3 protein-coding genes and 1 tRNA gene are annotated in these 3,251 nt (G+C 72.8%); 3 read left to right on the forward strand and 1 reads right to left on the reverse strand.

Going from position 1 to position 3,251, the window contains the following annotated elements; all coding sequences use genetic code 11:
- Positions 1-53: 53 nt before the first annotated feature.
- Positions 54-127, reverse strand: a tRNA-Thr gene (locus BI06_RS22865).
- A 322-nt stretch (positions 128-449) separates the two neighbouring features.
- Here BI06_RS22865 and BI06_RS22870 point away from each other — a divergent pair.
- The 3 genes from BI06_RS22870 to BI06_RS22880 all read left to right on the forward strand — a co-directional run bounded on the left by BI06_RS22870 (position 450) and on the right by BI06_RS22880 (position 3,092).
- On the forward strand, positions 450-1,541 hold the full coding sequence (locus BI06_RS22870) for an ABC transporter ATP-binding protein (RefSeq protein WP_030393734.1): 1,092 nt from the start codon (positions 450-452) through the stop codon (positions 1,539-1,541).
- Positions 1,542-1,732: 191 nt separating this feature from the next.
- The gene (locus BI06_RS22875) at positions 1,733-2,176 is read left to right on the forward strand and encodes a hypothetical protein (RefSeq protein WP_030393733.1); all 444 of its coding nucleotides are present in this window, start codon (positions 1,733-1,735) and stop codon (positions 2,174-2,176) included.
- Between the two features lie 136 nt (positions 2,177-2,312).
- Entirely contained in the window at positions 2,313-3,092 is a 780-nt protein-coding gene (locus BI06_RS22880) for a nucleotidyltransferase family protein (RefSeq protein ID WP_051741612.1), read from the forward strand.
- The last annotated feature ends 159 nt before the right edge of the window (positions 3,093-3,251 follow it).

Genomic DNA, 3,251 nt, shown 5'->3' on the forward strand with positions numbered 1-3,251 from the left:
ACGACGAAGGCCCCCCGGCTGCGCGCCGGGGGGCCTTCGTCGAGGGCCTGCGGAGCCCCCTGTCGGATTCGAACCGACGACCTACGCTTTACAAGAGCGGTGCTCTGGCCAGCTGAGCTAAGGAGGCATGGTGACCGTCCGCGACGGATCACGGCGGCACCGGGGGCAGTCTACCGGGCGCGGAGCGGGCGGTGGGGGGATATCCGGGGTCGGGCGGCGGCGGGGCCGCGGCGGGGCGCGCGGGGTGGGCGCAGGGGGCATGCGTGATGGAACCGATGCCGAAATCCGGCCGTCGAGGGGCTGACAAGCGGCGTACACGCAGGTAGCGTCGCCCGGAGCCGGATTCGCACAGAGGTTCAGACCACCCCTGGGAACCCGGCCGACTGCAGTCCCCCACCCTTTACTTCGGATCGTCCGGCACGTTCCTGCCGGTGAAGGAGAGCACAGCCATGGCTTCTGTGACGTTCGACCAGGCGACCCGTGTCTACCCCGGGGCGACCACGCCCTCGGTCGACGCCCTGGACCTCCAGATCGAGCACGGCGAGTTCCTCGTCCTGGTCGGCCCCTCCGGCTGCGGCAAGTCCACCAGCCTCCGCATGCTGGCCGGCCTCGAGGACGTCAACAGCGGCGCCATCCGGATCGGCGACCGCGACGTGACCCACCTGCCGCCGAAGGACCGGGACATCGCGATGGTGTTCCAGAACTACGCGCTGTACCCGCACATGACCGTCGCGGAGAACATGGGCTTCGCGCTCAAGATCGCGGGCGTCAACAAGGCGGAGATCCGCACCAAGGTCGAAGAGGCCGCCAAGATCCTCGACCTCACCGACTACCTGGACCGCAAGCCGAAGGCGCTCTCCGGCGGTCAGCGCCAGCGTGTCGCGATGGGCCGCGCGATCGTCCGCGAGCCCCAGGTCTTCCTGATGGACGAGCCGCTGTCCAACCTGGACGCCAAGCTCCGCGTCTCGACCCGTACCCAGATCGCCGGCCTGCAGCGCCGCCTGGGCATCACCACCGTCTACGTGACCCACGACCAGACCGAGGCGCTCACCATGGGCGACCGCGTCGCGGTCCTCAAGGGCGGCGTCCTGCAGCAGGTCGACACCCCGCGCAACATGTACGACCGGCCCTCCAACCTCTTCGTGGCCGGCTTCATCGGCTCGCCCGCGATGAACCTGGTCGAGGTGCCGCTGGTGGACGGCGGCGTGAAGTTCGGCGGCTCGGTCGTCAACATCTCCCGCGAGGACCTGGCCGGCGCCGGCTCCGACAAGAACGTGACCGTCGGCATCCGGCCCGAGCACTTCGAGATCGTCCCCGGCGGCGGCATCGAGGGCGTCGCGGTCACCGTCAACGTGGTCGAGGAGCTCGGCTCGGACGGCTTCGTCTACGGCACCACCAAGATCGGTGGCGAGGACAAGGACCTGGTCGTCCGCGTGCACGGCCGCCAGATCCCGGCCCGCGGCGAGACGATCCACGTCGTGCCCGTCGCCAACGAGACCCACGTGTTCTCCAGCAGCACCGGCGCCCGCCTCTCCAACTGAGCCCCGCCGGGCCACCGCCCGCCGCACGGAGCCCCGTCCGACCGTCACCCGGTCCGGCGGGGCTCCTGCCGTTCCGGGCCACTCCGACGGACGACGGCGTCAACCCGGTGACGGGACGAACCAGGACACCCTGTCACTCGATGGTGTAACGGAGGGCGATCCGGGCCCTACCCACCGCTACTCTCCTGTGCGTGAAGCAGCTAGTTCGCCGTATCGGCCAGACCGTCGCCCTCACCCTGCCCGTCGTCCTGGTGACCACCGGCACCCTCGCCGTGACCAGGGTCCCGTGGGCCCCGCCCACGTCGCTGGACCAGCAGGTCGTGGCGGCGTCCAGCGGGGACGGCGCGGGGATCGGCCGGACCGCCAGCACCACCACGACGTCCGACGGGCTCGCCCCGCAGGACGCGCTGCGCGTCGCGCTCATGGACGAGCTGCGGGCCCACAACCCGGGCAGCGCGCTCGACCTGCTGGAGCGCGCGATGCGCGAGCAGCCCTCCCTCACGCCCTACTGCAGCTCGCTCGCCACCGAGCTCGGCAAGGCGGCGGTGCGCAAGTACCAGGGCGACGTCCAGCGGGCCCGGACCTTCGCCCGCGCGGTCTGCGACGGCTCGTTCGCCGCCGGCGCGGCGGGCTGACCCGGCCGGGAGCCACCGGAGAACCACCGGAGAGTCATCGGCGAGCCGCCGGGAGCCCGCCACCGGGCGGGCCGCGGGCGCGGCCGGACGCGGAAGGCGACCGCCCGCCCGGCCCCGGCCCGCCTATTGTTCAGCCATGACCGCTGACTCCGGCCCCACGGCCACTCCCCCGCCCGCTCCCGCCGTCGGCCCGGTGCCGGTGACCCAGGCCGTCATCCTGGCCGGCGGCCAGGGCTCCAGGCTGCGCCCCTACACGGACGACCGCCCCAAGCCGCTGGTCGAGATCCCGGGCACGGGCACCCCCATCCTGGGCCACCAGCTCGCCTGGCTGGCCGCCGAGGGCGTCACCGACGCGGTCATCTCCTGCGGCCACCTGGCCGACGTGCTGGAGGACTGGCTCGACAAGGCCGACCTGCCGCTGCGGGTCCGCACGGTGGTCGAGGCCGAGCCGCTCGGCCGGGGCGGCGGCCTCAAGTACGCCGCCAAGGCGCTGCCCCGCCCCGACGAGCCCTGGTACGCCACCAACGGCGACATCTGGACCAGGTTCAGCCTGCGCGACATGGCCGCCTTCCACCACGAGCGGGACGCCGTCGCGACGCTCGCGCTGGCCCGGCCGCGGATCCCGTGGGGCGCGGTGGAGACCGACCAGTTCGGCAACGTCCTCGACTTCATCGAGGCCCCGCCCTCTCCGTTCCTCATCAACGCCGGCCTCTACGTCTTCGGCCCGGACTTCGCCGAGCTGCTGCCGGACGTCGGCGACCACGAGCGGACCACCTTCCCGCAGCTGGCCCGCAGCAAGCGGCTGGCCGGCTACCAGCTGCCGCAGGGCGTCTACTGGCGGGCCATCGACACCGCGAAGGACCTCACCGAGGCCGCCAAGGAGCTCGCCGGGGGCGCCGGCCGGGCGCCGCAGTAGAGCCACGGGCAGTACCCGGCAGTAGGGCCCCGGCAGTAGGGCTCAAGCAGTACGGCCCCGGCGGTAGGGCCGGCCCGGCGGGGCACCCCCGACGTCCTCCGCCGAAGAGCTCCGCACACAACGGCGACCGGCCGGGTGCTCCCCCACGGAGCACCCGGC

Source organism: Kitasatospora sp. MBT66 (assembly GCF_000710405.2).
GTDB classification, from domain to species: Bacteria; Actinomycetota; Actinomycetes; order Streptomycetales; family Streptomycetaceae; genus Kitasatospora; species Kitasatospora purpeofusca.